A 16,371-nucleotide genomic window follows, 5' to 3' on the forward strand; every position below is an offset into this window, starting at 1 on the left:
CGCAGAGGTCACGCCCAGGGGTCGCCGCTGTCGACGAGGATCCCGCCCAGCTCCGCGAGCTGCGTCGTCGTCCCACCCAGGCGGAACTCCGCGGCCTTCGCTGCGAGGAAGTACCGGTGCAGACCCTCGGAACGGTCGAGCCCGGTGCCGCCGTGGACGTGGACCGCCGTGTGTGACACGCGGTGCGCGGCCTCGCACGCCCAATAATGCGCCGCGCCGACCGCGGCCCGCGCGGCGTCGCCGGGCTCACCTCCACAATTGTCGAGCTCGCTCGCCGCGCGGAGAACCGAAAGCCGGACCGCATCGACATCTATGAGCCCGTCCGCGAGCCGCGCCGACACGGCCTGGAAGGTCCCGATCGCCCGACCAAACTGCTCGCGCCCCGAGGCGTACTCGGCCGTCCTGCGCAGCGCGGCATCTAGCACACCCCATTGATACGCGGCGAGGTGCATCCGCCGGCGCAGCACGAGCAATTCGAGCGCCGCCTCCGCGATCGGCGCCTCGTCCCCCGCGCCCTGGGCGAGGGTCACCCGGCCCGCGCACGAGAAGTCCACGGGCACGAGCCGCTCGATCTCCACTCCGGTCTCGGCGGCGCCGTCTCCCGCAGCCTCTCCCCCGCCGCCGAGCGGCACGATCCGCAGCATCCCCGAACCCAGCACGAGCAGCATGTCGGCAATTGGCGCCCACGGCACGCGGTGGAGAACCGCCTCACCTGACGCCGGAGCTCCGAGCCCCGCCGGGAGATCCGGTATCGACGCGATGCTCCGTCCCTCGGCGACGTCCGTGGCCTCGGCGACGTGCCCCGCCGCCGTCAGCGCATGAGAGCCGGACACGGCCGATTCCAGCGGAACCGGCGCGAGCGCCCTGCCGAGCTCGCGGAACACCAGGGCTTCGGCGACCGCGCCGAGCGCCGCCCCGCCGCATGCCTCGGGCGCGAGCGCCTGGGGAACGCCTGCCTCGAGCAGCGCCGACCACAGCGCCTCATTGATCCGGGCGGTCCCGCGCTCGGTGCCCGCCGCCTCGGAGCCCGGACCGAAACGGGCGTCGAGCTCGGCAAGCGAGTCCTCCCCCGCGAGCGCCGCGCACAGCTCTCGGACGAGGGCGACGAGCTCGGCCGCCTCGGGTGTGGGTTCGAAGTCCATGAGTAGGCTCCTCTACTTCTGTCGACCGGCGGGCGCCACCCGCGGTGCCGCCGGTAGGCCGAGCCCGGCCATGGCCATGATGTCCCGCTGCACTTCGTTGGTCCCGCCGCCGAAGGTAAGGATCAGTGCGGAACGGTGCAGGCGTTCGATCCTGCCGCGCAGCACGGCGGCCGGCGAGCCCGCGCGCTCGATGCCCGCGGGCCCGAGAACCTCCATGAGCAGCCGATACACCTCGCATGCCGCCTCGGTGCCGAACACCTTCGTCCCCGACGCCGAGACCTTCGCCGGCGCGTCGTCCCCGGCGGACACCACCTCGAGATTCCGCAGAGCGAGATACTCGGCCATCGCGTGGACGCGCGCGAAGTGGACGCGCACCCACTCGAGGTCGGCGACCCGCCCCACCCCGGGGATCCCCGCATCGGCGCACGTCGTCGCCCGCGCCCAGTCGAGGACCTGCCGCAGCGAGGCCTGCAGCGCCCCGGCTGTCGTCAGCGAGACCCGCTCGTGGTTGAGCTGGTTGGTGATCATCGCCCAGCCGCCATTCTCGGCGCCGATGAGGTTCTCCGCAGGCACCTCGACGGCGTCGTAGAACGTTGCCGACGTGTCCGGCCCGGCCATCGTGCGCACCGGCGTCCACGAGAATCCGGGCGCGTCCGTGGGCACCGCGAGGAGCGAGATCCCCTTGTGCCGAGGCGCCTCGGGATCCGTGCGCACGGCCAGCCACACCCAGTCCGCGTATGCGATCAACGAGGTCCACATCTTCTGCCCGTCCACCTTGTAGACGGGACGTCCGGCGTCATCCGTGGTGCGCACCGCACGCGTGCGCAGACCGGCGAGGTCCGTGCCCGCGCCGGGTTCGGAGTAGCCGATGGCGAAATGGAGCTCGCCTCGCGCGATCCGAGGCAGGAAGTACTCCTTCTGCTCGGCGGTGCCGAACGCCATGATCGTCGGCGCCACCGAGTTGACCGTGAGAAACGGCACGGGCACCCCAGCAATCGCGGCCTCGTCGGCGAAGATCAGCTGCTCGATCGCGGGCCTCCCGCCGCCGCCGAATTCCTCCGGCCAGCCGAGTGCGAGCCACCCGTCGCGGCCGAGTTCGGCGACGACGTCGCGGTACGCGCTGCCGTGCCCGTACTCGCCGGTCGTCGCGGCGAACGCCTCGCGCCGCTCGGGGGTCATGAGCCGCTCGAAATACGCGCGCAGCTCGCGCCGCAGCTCGGCGTGTTCTGGCGAATAACGCAGGTCCATCGCGTGCCTCCGGTCGTTCGTCCGCTAAGCGCGTGGCCCGGTGGGGTCTGTGGGTGCGGCCGCCCTCTCGGGCTCGTCGGCGCCGACCACCCACATCGAGAAGTACTGGCTCGCCCCGCCGTAGGCGTGCCCGAAGGCGAGGCGCGCGCCGGGGACCTGGTGCTCGTCTGCCCGTCCCATTACCTGCCGCGCCGCCTCGAGGAAGCGGATCAGGCCCGAGGCGCCGATGGGGTTCGAGGAGAGGACGCCGCCCGAGGGGTTGACGGGGAGGTCCCCGTCCGGCGCCGTCGCGCCCTCAGCGACGAGCTTCCAGCCGTCGCCGGCCGGGCAGAAGCCGAGGTTCTCGAGCCACATCGGTTCGAACCAAGAGAACGGTACGTAGATCTCGGCGACGTCGATCTCCGCGCGCGGATCGGCGATCCCGGCCTCCGCCCACAACGCTGCCGCGGCGTCACGCCCGGCGAGAGGGCTGCGGTGGTTTCGGCCCGAATACGTCCCCGCCTCGGTGCGCATGGAGGTCGCGTGGATCCATGCGACTCCGCGCCCTTCGGCCTCAACCGAGTGCGCGGCGTCGGCGTCGCCGATCACGATCGCGGCGGCGCCGTCGGAGGAGGGGCACGTCTCGTCGTAGCGGATGGGGTCCCAGAGCATTTGGCCCGCCATGACCTTCTCGACCGTGAGGTCCGGCTGGTGGAGGTGCGCCTTGGGGTTCCGGGCACCCGCCTGCCGGTCCTTGACCACGACCTTCGCGCCGGTATCGACGGGGGCCCCCGAGGTCTCGATGTACGAGCGGACGTGCGGCGCGAAGTGTCCGCCGGCGCCCGCGCCGACCGGCGCCGCGAACGGCACGGGCAGGCTGAGCCCCCACATCGCATTGGACTCGGACTGCTTTTCCCAGGCCAGCGCGAGCACGCGACGGAAGCGCCCGGACTGGACGTGCGAGGCTGCCGCAATCGCGGTGGAGCCGCCCACCGAGCCGGCCGTGTGCACGCGGAGTAGCGGCTTCCCCACTGCTCCGAGCGCATCGGCGAGCATGAACTCGGGGATCATCACGCCCTCGAAGAGGTCGGGCGCCTTGCCGACGATGATGGCGTCGATATCGTCCCAGCCCACTCCGGCGTCCGCCATCGCCTCGTCGATCGCCTCGCGGCACAGGCCGGCCATCGAGACGTCGAGGCGTCTCGAGGTGTGCCTCGTCTGTCCGGTGCCGAGGACCGCTGCGGTGCTCATCGCTCGTCCCTTCCCTCGAGGACTGCCACGAGGTTCTGCTGCAGGAGGTGCCCGCCCGTGGCGTGCCCGAGCGCCCTGTCCGCACGGCCCTCGTGGATCGCGCGGGCCGCGTACCCGATCCGCTCGAGGCCTGCGGAAAACAGCGGGTCCCCGAACATCGCGCCGCCGGACGGCGTGATCTCCACGCCGTCGCCGAGGCCGAGCTCGGAGCGCACGATGAGCTCCTGGTGGCTGTAAGGAGTGTGGAGCTCGGCGACGTCGACCGCGGCGGTGTCACCTGCCCCGGCAGCCGCCGCGAGCTCCGCCGCACGCCGCACGGAGAGGCTCGTGGCGAGGTCCCGGCCGCCGATCTCGGCGGAGTCGATGGCCTGCCCCATTCCCGCGATCCACGCGGGCCGCGCGCAGAGCTCTCGTGCTCTGTCGCCCGCGGCGAGGATCACGGCGCACGCCCCGTCGGTGACCGGCGGCACGTCCCATTGGCCGAGGGGCGGGGCGACGTCTTCGTCGCTTCCATACCCCTGGCCGGCGCCAGCGCCTTCCCCGGCGTCGGCCGCCCCGCGCCCGTGTACCCGTTCCACCACCGCGTCCATATCTTCCCGAGAGAATCGGCCCGAGTCGATGCCCGCCCGCGCCTGGAGCGCGGCGAGATGGTGGCGTCCCGGCCACAGCGGGGACTGTGTGTACGGGTCGAGGGACATCGCCATGGAGGCATCGAGGTCTCCGGAGGCGGAGGCCTTGCCGAATCCGTAGACGAGTGCCGTGTCCGCGTGGCCCGCGCCGATGGTGAGCCACGCCTCGAACAGCGCCCACGCGGCATCCCCCTCGACGTGCGATTCCTGCACCGGCGGGTGGGCACCGATGGAGTCGAGCGCGGAGATAAACGAGAACGCGCGCCCGGCGAGGTAGTCCGACGAGCCGGAGCACCAGAAATCGATGCCCGTCCTGTCGAGCCCGGTCTGCTCGAAGCACCGCGCGAACACCGGGGCCAGCATCTCGACGCCGTTCGTGGTTCCCGGGGTCTCCGGAACGTACGCGGCGTGCGCGAAACCGACCACCGCCACCTCGCGCGGCCCGGCTCCGTTCGATCCGCCCATGTCGTTATCTCCCGCCATGTCTGTCGCGGCCCTCTACAGGTGTCGCTCGTAGCTCGAGGGATCGGCATCCGATTCCCCCGAGGGTTCGAAATACTCGATGGACGCCATCGAATGCGTCCGCTCCGCCTCGGGCCGCCAGTGTGCGCGGACTCGCATCCCCATGCGCACCTCGGACGCCTCGCAGCCGAGCACGAGGTGTTGGATCGGCAGGTCGGCCCCGTCGAGGAGGATGTACGCCGTCACATAGGGCGGCGTGACCTTCTGCCCCGCGAACGGCACGTTGACGATCCCGAACGTGGTCACGGTGCCGTGGTCGGCGACCTCGACATACTCGCCCATCGGCACGCCGTCCGAGGGGCAGTAATCGCGCGGTGGCACGTAGACCTCGGGCCCGTTCGACCGGCGCCGCCCCACGATCCGCCCCTCGACGAGCCCGCGGAGGAAGCGCCGCTCGGAGAAGCCGGCCGTGTGCGTGTAGTCGAGCTCTACGGGGGTCACGAGCCGTCCCGATTCGTCGAGCCCGGCACGGCTGGGAATGACGGCGGACGCCGCTTCTTCCTCGGGCCCGCCCGCGCTGCCCGCCGGGACGAAGTACAGATCGCGGACCGTCCCCCGCGGCTCGGGGACCCAGCGCGCCTCGACGCGCATCCCGGTGGCCATGTCTGCGGCAGAGCCTGCGGCCACGACGTGGAGAAGCGAGGTATCCGCCCCGTCGAGGCGGATCAGTGCCAGCGCGTGCGGGGCGGACAGCTGCATCCGCGGGATCGGCGCCGACACCCAGGTCCAGGACTCGACAGTGCCGCCCGAGCCCAGCTCGACGAGAGCATCCACCTGCAGACCCTCGTGCGTGGAGGGGTCGAACTCGACGGGCGGGGCGTGGACGCGGCCGGAGCGGTCGCGCACGCCCACGAGGCGTCGCTCGCGGAGCCCCGTGAAGAAGGCGCCGAGGATGGGGCCCGTCGATCGCGTGTAGTCGAAGGACGGCGCGAGAGGGGCTGCGAGTGGCTCACCCTCCGGGGGGACGATGTCGACTGCGGCGGGGGCGAGCGCGGAGCTGGGTGCCATATTTCGCAGTGAACCACAGCCCGCGGCCGCCCGGACACGATTTCCGAACACCCGTACAGACAGGTGTCCATCGGTGTAGGAACGAGGAGAGGAACGAATCGAGGGCGGCGCGCTTCCGGCGTTCACGCCGCCACCGCAGCGCGCACCGGGAGAACACGATGACCGCCGAGCAGGACGAACAGGCCACAGCGAACGATCGGCCAGAACAGACTCCGACCCCGCGCGTGCCGCCGGCCGCCGGCGTCCCCAACCCGGCGACGGGCACGAACGTGACCAGTGCTTTCGAGATCGCACGCGTCTCCCCCGAGCGCCCCGCTCTCATCGCCCCGGACGGAACCGAGGTCTCCTACGGCGAGTTCGCCTCCCGCACCCACCGCCTCGCCCACGGGCTCCGCGCGCTCGGCCTCGGCGCCGGGGACTCGATCGTCCTCCTCGCCCCGAACGGCCGCGAGTTCCTCGAGGTCTATTTCGCCGCGCTCGAGATCGGCCTCTACATCGCTCCGGCGAACTGGCACCTCGCGGGCCCCGAGGTCGCCTACATCCTCGACAACTCCGAGGCCGGCGCCTTCGTCGCGGCCGAGCGATTCGCGGAGGTCGCCGTCACCGCGCGCGAATCGGCCGCTCTCGATCCCGCCCGCTGCTTCGCCATCGGCGAGGTCCCCGGCTTCCGCCCGATCGACGAGCTCGCCGCGGGCCACCCGGACACCCCGCCGGACGGGCGGACGCTCGGCGGGCCGATGCTCTACACGTCGGGCACGACCGGGCGCCCCAAGGGCGTGCGCCGCCCGCTCACCGGGGCGAGCCCGGACGAGATCACGGTCCCCAACTACTTCTTCTTCGCCGGCTTCGGAATCGAGGCCCCGGACAACGTCCACATCTGTGGCTCGCCGCTGTACCACACGGCGGTGCTCAATTTCGTGGTCATCTCGCTGCAGCTCGGGCAGCTCGTCGTGCTCATGGACCGCTGGTCGCCGGAGGCCATGCTGCGACTCATCGAGCGCCACGGCGTGACCCATTCACACATGGTCCCCACGCAGTTCTCGCGCCTCCTCGAACTCCCCGAGGACGTCCGCGAACGGTACGATGTGTCGAGCCTGCGCACCGTGATCCACGGTGCTGCCCCGTGCCCTCTACATGTGAAGAGGGCGATGCTGGAGTGGTGGGGCCCGAAGCTCACGGAGTACTACGCGGGCACCGAGGGCGGCGGTTGCACGATCACCGGAGAGGAGTGGCTGCACAAGCCCGGCAGCGTGGGACGGCCGTGGGCCACCTCCGAGATCCGCATCCTCGATGACGACGGAGGTCCGCTCCCCACCGGCGAGATCGGCAACGTCTACGTGGAGATGCGCGGCTCGTCCTTCAGCTACTACAAGGACCCCGACAAGACCGAAGGTGCTCGGGTCGGGAAGATGTTCACCATGGGCGACCTCGGCTACCTCGACGCCGACGGCTATCTCTTCCTCTGCGATCGCAAGAACGACATGATCATCTCCGGCGGGGTCAACATTTATCCGGCCGAGGTCGAGTCCGAGCTCCTCGCGCTCCCCGAGGTCCGCGACGCCGCGGTGTTCGGCATTCCGCACCCGGATTGGGGCGAGGAGGTCAAGGCGGTCGTCGAGCCGTCTGCGGGCTCGGTGCCCCCCAACGAAGCCGCCGCGGCCGCTCTCGCCGAGTCGATTCTCTCCGGGCTCTCCGGCCGGCTCGCGCGGTTCAAGATGCCGCGCTCGGTCGATTTCGTCGAGGCTCTGCCACGGCAGGAGAACGGCAAGCTCGTCAAGCGCGTGCTCAAGGATCCGTACTGGACCTAATGCCCAAGTGTGTGAGCCGGAGTAAATGCGGCGAAAGGGCCTTTGATTTCAGGTGCCGCTGTCCTCGGGCGACTTCACGCTCGACGCCGCGGGCCCGCTGACTCGCTCGTCTCTTCCGGCGCGCACGTCTTCCTATGCTGCCGATCGCAGCTTAGTCCGGTGCATCGAGTGGCGCTCCTTGAGGCGTGTGTGCCGCCCGAGCGGCACCACGCCGAGCTGCCCTCCCCGCACGATGGGCTCGTCTGACGGCTGACGCCGCGGTCGACTCTTGCTCGGCGCCTAGTCGACCACAACGGCCACGCCGCCTACATGACCGTGTGGCCGAAAGAGTTTGATGTGCCAGAGCTACTCTTTGGCGACGCGTTGATCCTCACCGAAGGGAATGCCCGGCGAGCTAACTGGTTGATTCTCCGGACAGATGCTGTCTGAGATCTCAATTGAGGTCCCTCCATACGCGATGCCGTTCTTGGGCAGATGACCTGAGAACCTCTCGCATCAACCGTCCGTGGTCGTCAATCTCGGCCTCGCCCCACATAGTCCTCGAATGGGTAATCGCCGCCATGATCTGGAACTTCAAGGACTCCCGGTCGGACCGGTACTGCTTCTCCTTCGCCGCAGCGGAAAGGTTATTGCGCTTGCTGTTCTCCGACCTTGACATAATCGCGAGGTTGCCGAAGCTGTCGAGAACCTCGGAGGGCAGCCGAACATGCCCGGCAGCTGTGTCAGGATTCTGTGGTTCGAAGTGTTCGATAGACGTGCGATAGCGAAAAGCGAAGCTGCCCGCATCGATCAATCTTTCATCGACAACAACTCCGTCGGTGAGCTCCGCCAAAGCTGAGTCCCCGGAATCGAGTCGGTTCCACAGCAGGTAGTCCAAGTAGTTGAAGAGGAAATGCGGCACGCCCACGCCCCGGTCGACCGCCTCCGGGCCTTCTGTTTCACCGATTTGGGGCCAGAGATATTCTGAGCGTCTGGACGCCAGAGCGTTCAAGGAATCGAGATAGCGCTCGCCGTCGACATCCCCCTTGACGTGCTTAAACCAGAGGATTTCAAGGAAAGCGTAGAGGAAGTTCTTGTATGTTCGCCGCGAATCGGTGACCTGAAACATCGACTGTATGTGGATGATCCGATCATGCACACGTTCAGGCAGCTCATCTCCGTCACGCAAGGAACCGCCCGGGAAGGTGTTCCGCGGCGATAGTTTGTAACTGCCTCTCGATCCCGTCCTGTGGGGCCGGTGAAGAACCCACAAAGAGTCATTTTCGCTCACATTCTTATTCTGGTCAGTCTTGATGACGTAGTTGTCGAATAAGAACCGCACGATGAAGAGAGTCCACATAAAGCCCCGAACGTCTTCAGCGGTACGAACATATTCGTCAAAGAGATCGATGAGCCGCTTATCGTCGAGGCCGAACGGGCGGTCTGAATCCGCCCAGTCGAAGGTCGGCGAGGACGGATTCTTCTCTATTCTCAACGATACGTCGAGCCTAAGTGCGTGGAGCAAGAGGTTCGGGAAATCGATAATTGACTCGTAACGATCGAGGTCTTTTTCTTGGCCATCCTCAACGACCGAGCACTCAGCATCGAGCACGCCTCCCAAGGTCGTCCCCACTGACTCTGCTGGCGTGACCTGTCCGCAATCCGCCACGAGTTCGTCCCACGAGTCAACTTCGATTCGATCCCAGTTCACGCCGAAGATGTCGCTTCGATTGTTCGAAAGGAAGCCCATTTGCAGATACCGTGTCATATCGGAGCACGCGTCCCATAGAGCCGTGAGCGTCGATCGCTCATTGTGGGATTCCTCCAGCTTGTTCAGCAGTCGCGCCTTAACGATCTCGTGCTTCGAGAGCTGCTCACCCCGGCTGTTCATGATCTCGAAATAGTGGTTGAGGTCCGTGTCGCCGGGGAGCGAAGCCCGCACAACAACCACGGAATCTATTAGATACTCGAGATCATTCTTCTCTACAAAAACTGCCTCACCGTTCGCAGCCACAATGCAACGAGTGATCACCTGGATACCATTCGCGATCTCGTCGGTAGCGAGAGTCCTCGCGGGCGACTCGAGTGTATAGAGGTCGTTCGGGTATTGAGCAAGGGCGGCGAGATCGGATTGCGACCGTTGTCGCCCCTCGAAGGTGATCGTCGTCGCCGGGACGACGGCGTCTCCGAGAAGTTCTCGGCATACCGGGTGGCTGAGAATCAATGCCAGCGTAGTGAGACGCTGCTGGCCATCCACGACCTCCAGCCTCTCTACCGGAGCTCCGTCGATAATTCGAGTGTCGCTGTGGACAACTATGGTCCCGAGGTAGTAATTGGGGACACCCTTGATTCGCGCGTCGCGTACGTCCCTCAGTAGCTGCTCAATCTGCTCCTCTCCCCAGGCATAGGCGCGCTGGTAGACGGGGATAACGTAGCTGCTGTCCTCAAATAACGCCCGGACGGTGAGGTCTTCGGGTGGAGTGCTCACTATTACGCTCCCTCAGCTACTTGGTCCATGATGTTCCAACTCCGCTCGAAGAAGTAGTGGAGATCCTCGTATCTTTCGAAAGACGCAGGGCTTGATACCCGGACGATGCGAACAAAATCCGCGGGATCTATTGATTGCCGGAGCTCGGAGAACAGATTCACTGCCGGAAGGTTGCCTCGATCGGTGATACCAAGAGCGTAGTTATTCACCGTCGCCCGCTTAAGCGTGCGCATCTCGACTCGTAGTGCCATCGCATAGCGGACAAAGAGTGTCACGGCTCTGTCGAGGAGCTCGCCACCAAATCGATCAACGTAGTAGAAGGTCAGGCATCGGATGAGATCGAGAACGAACGCGAATCGTCTATCTCCCGAGAACCGAGCCATGTGGGAATTCAAGGCGTCGAGCACAGAAATGACATTCGCAGGTAGTCGGATCTCGCCAACAGGCCCCTCTGATCGATGAGCGTCATCGAAAAATCCGACGGCCCGACCGAGGCGATAGTAGTGACTAGTCATCTGGAAAAACGTCTCGCCGTTGATGATCGGCTGATCGACCTGAAACGGAAAATCGATCGAACGAATAACCCCGTAGCGAAGCAGAGTGTCATTTGACGCTCGATAGCTATCCGTGAAGTTCTTCGCATAGAGGTACGGAAGCGACCAAGGCGCGCCCACTTGCGTACCGCCTTCTTCCCGGATCCCTTTGAATATGTCAACGTTACCGCTGGTGAATCCCTTTTCGGGCACATCGCGGCCGTTGGACCAGCGCTTGATCTTGAAGAGGACGTCGTTGAACAACATCGATACGGACGCCGCCGGCATCTCCTCCCAGAGCCTCACCATCTCGTCGCGCATGTTGATCATGCCCGGCAGCGTCCTCATCTCCCTGAGGTGAAAAGCCTTGAGCAGATCTGTCGTGTACAGCTCCTTGCCTCGGGTGTTCTGGGAGTCGAACATCTGGAATGCCGCGTCGAGGTCGTCGAGAGTCATGATCACGACCTCACACTTGCCGAGCAAAGTGTCGAGAAGTTCTTGCCGGTCGTCTTTTGACCACGTTCCCAGCATTTCTCGAAGGTGAGCGAAATTCGCCGCGAGGTTGGCTACGCTCCGCCTTCGGCCGTGCTGGGGAACATCAATGCTACGTAGTCGATCGAGATCAGGAAAGGTTGACGAGCTTGAGTGGACGATCTCGGGCGACTCGCAGAGAGCGATGGCAAGGAGAGCGAACGTGAAGAAGCGTTGCTGTCCGTCAACGATATCCGCGGAGCCTTCCGGCACAGTCCCGGGCGGACGATGAGTGATGATCGTGCCGACCCGGTACGAGCTCTTTTCTCGAAAGGCCCAGATGTCACGGACGAGCTCATCAACGTTTCTTATAGACCACGAATAAGGCCGCTGGTAGTCCGGAATCGCCAATTCGGTCGCGAGCAGATCGCCAACGGACTTGAGTTGAGCCAGATTACTTCTTCCCACTGGCCGAGAGTACCTCGCCCGGGCCCGTGGCTTCCCGGATTCAGGCGCGTAATCAACGAGCCTAACGAGCGCCTATTCGACCGTATCGGCTCAGCTCCCGACGTGCTTCGAGACCCGTTCCGGCAGATCCGCAGCCGCCGAATTCTCGTACGGCACCTCCTCGCCCGCGGGCACGGGACCGGGAGCGGTGCCGTCGCCGAATGGCGAACCACCGAGCTCCTCACGGTGATGCGGCGTGAGCAGCCCGGCGAGGCTCGGCCCCTTGGGAACCACACCGCGGGGATTGATCTCGTGGTGCACCACGTAGTAGTGCTCCTTGATCTGCGTGAAGTCGGTGGTGTCGCCGAATCCCGGGGTCTGGAACAGGTCACGGAGGTAGCCCCAGAGCGCCGGCATCTCGCTGATCTTGTTCCGGTTGACCTTGAAGTGCCCGTGGTAGACCGCGTCGAAACGGACGAGCGTGGTGAAGGTCCGGATATCGGCGGCGGTGATGTGGTCGCCCACGAGGTAGCGGCGGTTCGAGAGCCGCTCCTCGAGCCAATCGAGGGTGGCGAAGACCTCATCGAACGCCTCTTCGTGCGGTCCTTGGTCCGCAGCGAAGCCGGTGCGGTAGACGCCGTTGTTGAGCGAGGGGTAGACCCGGTCGTCGATCTCCGCGATCTCGTCCGCCTGCTCGTCCGGCAGCAGGTCGGGGGCACCTGCGCGGTGGAGCCCGCTCCATTCCCGGACGAAGTCCGTGTTCATCTTCGAGAAGCCGTTGGTCACCACGGACCGCGACTCGATGTCGACGAGCGCCGGCACCGTGATCCCGCGCGGGTAATCGGGAATCCGATTGAAGTACGCCTCCTGGAGGCGCTCGATCCCGAGCACAGGGTCCCGGCCCTCGGGGTCGAGGTCGAAGATCCACGAGTTCTTGTCGTGCGTCGGGCCGGCCAGGGCGAGCGAGATCGAGTCCTCGAGGCCGAGGAGGCGCCGGGTGATCACGGAGCGATGGGCCCACGGGCACGCGCGCGCGGCGGCGAGCCGGTAACGCCCCGCCTCGACGGGCCACTTCATTTCGCCGATGACGTCGCCCTGCGGGGCACTGCCCGGCTCGAGTGATGCCACCACCCGGTCGTTGATGTACGTGGTGTCCCGGACGTAGGCTCCGGTCTTCGGCAGGTTGTCGGGCTTGAGATCGGAAGCGTTCTCTTCGGCCATGGGTTCCTCCTACCGCGGTGGATGCGTCGTCGCGGGCCGTCCTGGCGGCGTCGCAATACAGTTTGTTGATACGTCAACCACTATACGTCGCCTCTTCCCCGCGTGCCAGAATGTCCGCATGGATTCCGCTCACGTGGTCGATGTCTCCGAACGCTACGCCCGCTTCGCCGAGTTCGAGGTCCGCGGCCGGAACCCCGTCTATGCGTCCTGGGCGACGGGGGTGGCAGGGGACCGCCGGACGGCGGACCTCATTGCGCAGCTCCCGCCCCTCCGGCGTCAACCGGTCCTGGTCTTCGCCGTGGCGCGCTTCCTCGGCGCCGCAGAGACCACCGACTACGAGCAGTTCGCGGCGTTCCTCAACGAGCGCTGGGACGACGTCGAGACCGAGGCCCTCCGCCGCGCCACCCAGACCAACGAGGCCAAGCGCACCGCTTGCCTGCTCCCGTTCTTCTCCGCGGCCGCCGCGGGCGCGCCCGAACCGGGGGCGATCTCGCTGATCGAGGCCGGCGCCTCGGCGGGCCTGTGCCTCTATCCCGACCGCTACCGCTTCCGCTTCGCCGTCGAGGACTCGGCGACCACTCTCGCGCTCGACCCACCGGGCGCCGGTCCGGACGCACCCGTTCTCGAATGCTCTGTACGCGGGATGATCGCCCCGCCCCGCCGCGTCCCCGAGGTCCGCTGGCGCGGCGGCGTCGACCTCAACCCGCTCGATCCCGCCGACGCGGACTCCCGTCGCTGGCTCGAGGCCCTCGTGTGGCCGGGCCAGCCCGAGCGGATCGACCGTCTCCGCGCCGCGCTCGACATCGCCGCCGCCGAGCCGGCCCACGTCCTCCGTGGCGACCTCGTCGAACGGATCGCCGATGCCGTCATCGAGGCCCGCAGGGCGGCACCAGAAGCGCGGCCCGTCGTCTTCCACACGGCCGTACTCGCCTACCTCGACCCCGACGACCGTGCCCGCTTCGCGGACACGATGGCCGAGCTCTCACGCTCGGAGGGCGCCGTGTGGATCTCCTCCGAGGGGGTCTCGATCCTCCCCGAGGTCGCCGATCGCCTCCCGGCCGCGATCCGGAAGAACAAGGGGATGTTCGCCATCGCCGTCAACGGTCATCCACTCGCCACGACGCACGGCCACGGCGACTGGGTGCGTGCGATCGAACCCTGAGCCCGGACCCGGAACACGACGACGCCCCCGCCCCGGAAATCCCTGGCGGGGGCGTCGTGTCGAAAGACTGCGGCCGGATACCGGCGGTGACTAGTCCTCCGTGATGAGCGGGTACACGCCGTTCTCGTCGTGGACCTCACGGCCGGTGACCGGCGGGTTGAAGACGCAGAGCATGACCATCTCCTCCTCGCAGATCACCTGGTGCTTCTCGTGACCGTTGAGCAGGTACATCGAGCCGGCGGCGAGCGGGTACTCGGTGTCGTTGTCGAGGTCGCGCAGCGTCCCCTTGCCCTTGACCAGCCACACGGCCTCGATGTGGTTGGCGTAGTGGAACTCGTTCTCGGTTCCGGCCGGGATGGTGGTCTCGTAGAAGCTGAAGCCCACCTTGTCGCCTCCGAGCACGATGCGCTTCGAGCGCCAGGTGTTCTCCTCGTTGGAAACGTCGCGGTCGGTTCCGGTGATCTCGTCGGTAGTACGGACGATCATGTTGAGACTCCTTCTCGCATGTGTGTTACTACTTTTGTCTAGCGATTCGCGTCGCGGGGTTCCCCGGACGGCTCCCGACGGCGGAGGCCGGAACTTTCCGGCCGGGCGCCGCCGCGGACCACCGAGGTTACGCCGAGAGCAGCTCGTCGATCACGTCGTAGCAGATCTTCGAGCCCTCTTCGAGGTCCTCTCGGGAGATGACCAGCGGCGCGAGGAACTTGACGACCTCGTCGTTCGGCCCCGCGGTCTCGACGAGTAGCTTGCGATCGAAGCAGCCGGCAAGGACCTCCTCGGCGAGCTCGGGCCGCTTGGTGAACGCGATGCCGAAGGCCATGCCGCGGCCGCGCAGCTCCAGCTCCTCCGGGTACTTCTCGACGAGCTTGCCGAAGAACTCGCGGAGCCACTCGCCGTTGGCGAGGGTGTGCTTCTGCAGCTTGTCGTCCGACCAGAACTTGTCGAGGGCCTTAGCGGCGGTGACGAACGCGAGGTTGTTGCCGCGGAAGGTGCCGTTGTGCTCGCCGGCAGCCCAGACGTCGAGGTCCGGGCGGAAGAGGGTGAGCGCGAGCGGCAGGCCGTAGCCGCCGATCGACTTCGACAGTGTAACGATGTCCGGCTTGATCCCGGCGAACTCGAACGAGAAGAACTCGCCCGTGCGGCCGCAGCCCATCTGGACGTCGTCGACGATGAGGAGGATGTCGTGGCGGACGCAGAGGTCGTTGAGGGCGCGCAGCCACTCGGCGCGCGCGGCGTTGATGCCGCCCTCACCCTGGACGCACTCGACGATGACGGCGGCTGGCCGGTTGATGCCCGAGCCCGAGTCCTCGAGGACCCGCTCCATCCACTGGAAGTCCTCGGTGATGCCGCCGAAGTAGTTGTCGTACGGCATGGGGGTCGCGTGGACGAGGGGGACGCCGGCGCCCGCGCGCTTCATCGAGTTGCCTGTCACCGACAGCGAACCGAGGGTCATGCCGTGGAACGAGTTGGTGAAGTTGAGGATCGCCTCGCGGCCCGTGACCTTGCGGGCCAGCTTGAGCGCCGACTCCACGGCGTTCGTGCCCGTCGGTCCGGGGAACATGACCTTGTAGTCGAGGCCGCGCGGCTCGAGGATCTTGTCCGTGAACGTCTGGAGGAACTCGCGCTTGGCGACGGTGAACTTGTCGAGCGAGTGGGTGATCCCGTCGCGCTCGATGTACTCGAGGAGCGCGGCCTTGAGATCGTCGTCGTTGTGGCCGTAGTTGAGCGCGCCGGCGCCGCCGAAGAAGTCGAGGTACTGCTCGCCGCTCTCGGTGGTGAGGCGCACGCCCTTCGAGGAATCGAAGACGTCGGGCCAGTTGCGCGAGTACGAGCGGACCTCGGACTCGCGATCGCCGAAGATCTGCACGTCCGAGTCGCCCTCGTAGGCGGCGATGTCCTCTGGAACCTCGTTGTCGTTCTGCTTGTCTGTCATCGAAATCAGCTCCTTGTGGGTAATTCCACGTGGTGAATCGTGATTAGCCGCAGCTCGCGCAGGCGCGCGGAAACCGTTAGGCGATGGTGTAGAGATCTTCCGGCTCGTGGCCCTCGCCCAGATCGGCGGCCGAGAGGTAGTCCTCCTTGACGAGCTCCTTGCCGCGATCGCGTGCGACGGAACCGAAGAGCTTCTGCGAAGCCTCGTTGTCCGGGCTGATCGTGGTGCGCAGGCGGACCACGCCTCCCGGCTCGAGGCGATCGAGGATAGCATGGACCATTCGCGCCGCGAGGCGCTTGCCGCGCTGGTCGGCGTCAACGCCGACCTGCCACAGGAAGAAGGTGTCCGACTCGGAGGGGCGGGAGAAGCCGGTGACGAAACCGACGACCTTGCCCTCTACCTCCGCGACGACCGAGGTCTCGGCGAATTCCTTCGCCCACAGCGTATAGGCGTAGGTGGTGTTGAGGTCGAGCACCCCGGTATCCCGGGCAACCTCCCACATCCGCAGTCCATCGGCGACGACGGGCACCCGAAAGGTGACTCCATCTGA

General features: G+C 66.6%; 13 protein-coding genes. 2 read left to right on the top strand and 11 right to left on the bottom strand.

Annotation, left to right across the window (positions count from 1 at the left end; all coding sequences use genetic code 11):
* Window positions 1-8 precede the first annotated feature (8 nt).
* From V7E05_RS00585 to V7E05_RS00605, 5 genes are read right to left on the bottom strand one after another with little or no spacing between them, the layout of a single operon-like run.
* Window positions 9-1,142 carry an acyl-CoA dehydrogenase family protein gene (locus V7E05_RS00585; RefSeq protein ID WP_333617735.1) on the bottom strand — a complete coding sequence of 378 codons (1,134 nt, stop codon included), beginning with the start codon at window positions 1,140-1,142 and terminating at the stop codon, window positions 9-11.
* 12 nt (window positions 1,143-1,154) lie between these two features.
* Window positions 1,155-2,390, bottom strand: coding sequence for an acyl-CoA dehydrogenase family protein (locus tag V7E05_RS00590; RefSeq protein WP_333617736.1), 1,236 nt, complete (start codon window positions 2,388-2,390; stop codon window positions 1,155-1,157).
* 24 nt (window positions 2,391-2,414) lie between these two features.
* Complete coding sequence (locus V7E05_RS00595; RefSeq protein ID WP_333617737.1) at window positions 2,415-3,620, bottom strand: thiolase domain-containing protein; 1,206 nt, start codon at window positions 3,618-3,620, stop codon at window positions 2,415-2,417.
* Window positions 3,617-4,732 carry a lipid-transfer protein gene (locus V7E05_RS00600; RefSeq protein ID WP_333617738.1) on the bottom strand — a complete coding sequence of 372 codons (1,116 nt, stop codon included), beginning with the start codon at window positions 4,730-4,732 and terminating at the stop codon, window positions 3,617-3,619. The genes V7E05_RS00595 and V7E05_RS00600 overlap by 4 nt, the downstream gene beginning before the upstream one ends.
* A 15-nt stretch (window positions 4,733-4,747) precedes the next feature.
* Complete coding sequence (locus V7E05_RS00605; RefSeq protein ID WP_333617739.1) at window positions 4,748-5,779, bottom strand: Zn-ribbon domain-containing OB-fold protein; 1,032 nt, start codon at window positions 5,777-5,779, stop codon at window positions 4,748-4,750.
* 158 nt (window positions 5,780-5,937) lie between these two features.
* On the opposite strand from V7E05_RS00605, the gene V7E05_RS00610 reads away from it, so the two are divergent.
* Entirely contained in the window at window positions 5,938-7,587 is a 1,650-nt protein-coding gene (locus V7E05_RS00610; protein WP_333617740.1) for an acyl-CoA synthetase, read from the top strand.
* A gap of 433 nt (window positions 7,588-8,020) precedes the next feature.
* On the opposite strand, the gene V7E05_RS00615 is transcribed toward V7E05_RS00610, so the two are convergent.
* The 3 genes from V7E05_RS00615 to V7E05_RS00625 form a co-directional block, all read right to left on the bottom strand.
* Window positions 8,021-10,054: a DUF262 domain-containing protein gene (locus V7E05_RS00615; RefSeq protein ID WP_333617741.1), complete on the bottom strand. Its 2,034-nt coding sequence runs from the start codon at window positions 10,052-10,054 to the stop codon at window positions 8,021-8,023.
* Window positions 10,055-10,056: 2 nt separating this feature from the next.
* The gene (locus V7E05_RS00620) at window positions 10,057-11,526 is read right to left on the bottom strand and encodes a DUF262 domain-containing protein (protein WP_333617742.1); all 1,470 of its coding nucleotides are present in this window, start codon (window positions 11,524-11,526) and stop codon (window positions 10,057-10,059) included.
* Window positions 11,527-11,616: 90 nt separating this feature from the next.
* Entirely contained in the window at window positions 11,617-12,726 is a 1,110-nt protein-coding gene (locus V7E05_RS00625) for a glutathione S-transferase family protein (protein ID WP_333617743.1), read from the bottom strand.
* 118 nt (window positions 12,727-12,844) lie between these two features.
* Between V7E05_RS00625 and V7E05_RS00630 the strand changes: the two genes are divergently transcribed.
* Window positions 12,845-13,888, top strand: a complete 1,044-nt coding sequence (locus V7E05_RS00630; protein ID WP_333617744.1) for a DUF2332 domain-containing protein — start codon at window positions 12,845-12,847, stop codon at window positions 13,886-13,888.
* A 90-nt stretch (window positions 13,889-13,978) separates the two neighbouring features.
* Here the strand turns inward: V7E05_RS00630 and V7E05_RS00635 are convergent, their stop codons facing one another.
* From V7E05_RS00635 to ectA, 3 genes are all read right to left on the bottom strand, one after another.
* Entirely contained in the window at window positions 13,979-14,374 is a 396-nt protein-coding gene (locus V7E05_RS00635) for an ectoine synthase (protein ID WP_333617745.1), read from the bottom strand.
* 127 nt (window positions 14,375-14,501) lie between these two features.
* Entirely contained in the window at window positions 14,502-15,821 is a 1,320-nt protein-coding gene (gene ectB, locus V7E05_RS00640) for a diaminobutyrate--2-oxoglutarate transaminase (RefSeq protein ID WP_333617746.1), read from the bottom strand.
* A gap of 76 nt (window positions 15,822-15,897) precedes the next feature.
* The gene (gene ectA / locus V7E05_RS00645) at window positions 15,898-16,323 is read right to left on the bottom strand and encodes a diaminobutyrate acetyltransferase (protein ID WP_333617769.1); all 426 of its coding nucleotides are present in this window, start codon (window positions 16,321-16,323) and stop codon (window positions 15,898-15,900) included.
* Between the last annotated feature and the right edge of the window lie 48 nt (window positions 16,324-16,371).

This window comes from Dietzia sp. (assembly GCF_036741115.1).
Taxonomy (GTDB): domain Bacteria; phylum Actinomycetota; class Actinomycetes; order Mycobacteriales; family Mycobacteriaceae; genus Dietzia.

What these genes read in the sequence shown, in the direction of transcription:
- V7E05_RS00630 (WP_333617744.1), top strand. Translation starts at nt 12,845, where the DNA reads ATGGATTCCGCTCACGTGGTCGATGTCTCCGAACGCTACGCCCGCTTC.
- V7E05_RS00600 (WP_333617738.1), bottom strand. Translation starts at nt 4,732, where the DNA reads ATGGCGGGAGATAACGACATGGGCGGATCGAACGGAGCCGGGCCGCGC.
- V7E05_RS00635 (WP_333617745.1), bottom strand. Translation starts at nt 14,374, where the DNA reads ATGATCGTCCGTACTACCGACGAGATCACCGGAACCGACCGCGACGTT.
- V7E05_RS00590 (WP_333617736.1), bottom strand. Translation starts at nt 2,390, where the DNA reads ATGGACCTGCGTTATTCGCCAGAACACGCCGAGCTGCGGCGCGAGCTG.
- V7E05_RS00605 (WP_333617739.1), bottom strand. Translation starts at nt 5,779, where the DNA reads ATGGCACCCAGCTCCGCGCTCGCCCCCGCCGCAGTCGACATCGTCCCC.
- V7E05_RS00595 (WP_333617737.1), bottom strand. Translation starts at nt 3,620, where the DNA reads ATGAGCACCGCAGCGGTCCTCGGCACCGGACAGACGAGGCACACCTCG.
- V7E05_RS00625 (WP_333617743.1), bottom strand. Translation starts at nt 12,726, where the DNA reads ATGGCCGAAGAGAACGCTTCCGATCTCAAGCCCGACAACCTGCCGAAG.
- ectB (WP_333617746.1), bottom strand. Translation starts at nt 15,821, where the DNA reads ATGACAGACAAGCAGAACGACAACGAGGTTCCAGAGGACATCGCCGCC.
- V7E05_RS00610 (WP_333617740.1), top strand. Translation starts at nt 5,938, where the DNA reads ATGACCGCCGAGCAGGACGAACAGGCCACAGCGAACGATCGGCCAGAA.
- ectA (WP_333617769.1), bottom strand. Translation starts at nt 16,323, where the DNA reads ATGTGGGAGGTTGCCCGGGATACCGGGGTGCTCGACCTCAACACCACC.
- V7E05_RS00585 (WP_333617735.1), bottom strand. Translation starts at nt 1,142, where the DNA reads ATGGACTTCGAACCCACACCCGAGGCGGCCGAGCTCGTCGCCCTCGTC.